The sequence below is a fragment of the Wolbachia endosymbiont of Tuta absoluta genome (genome assembly GCF_059414725.1).
This window is the reverse complement of the sequence record NZ_JBNRJY010000771.1, coordinates 1-440: the sequence shown is the minus strand read 5'-3', so window position 1 is coordinate 440 and position 440 is coordinate 1. Positions and strand designations below refer to the sequence as shown.

General features: G+C 34.5%; 1 protein-coding gene. It reads left to right on the top strand.

From position 1 onward, the window contains the following. Positions 1 to 231 precede the first annotated feature (231 nt). Positions 232 to 440 (top strand): hypothetical protein (locus ACJ5GX_RS08005; protein WP_495292887.1); only part of this gene is annotated, 209 nt, incomplete at its 3' end.

The window sequence follows — 440 nt, the reverse complement described above, 5'->3', positions numbered from 1 at the left end:
GGTGAGAAACGTAGTCCTGAAACAAGTAATATGAATTATATAAATGCAGGTGTTGCTTATCATTCTGATTCTCGTAAAGTGAGCTTAACATATTTTAGTAGTAGCAGGGATATTGTAGGCAAAGGTATACTCCTTTCTTTTATCTTGTTAGCACTAAAGATCATCAATATCACATAATGTTAGGCGGGTTTCAAACAGATCTCATTATGTAGTCGCAGGTTCAACACGGACGTGACGTGGCGTATAGCCTTACTATGCTTGGATTTCATAGAAGTTGAATCTTTTGAAAGAAATGTATTTACTTTCTTTTTACGTTCAAATTGTTTATTTTTTGCTGCTAAACATTCACATCTCTTTGAGGGTACTTATGTACTTTGGTTCTTTAAAACCGTCAATCCTACCTTTATTAAAAGCAACGGCATTTCGTTTTCATTCAACGT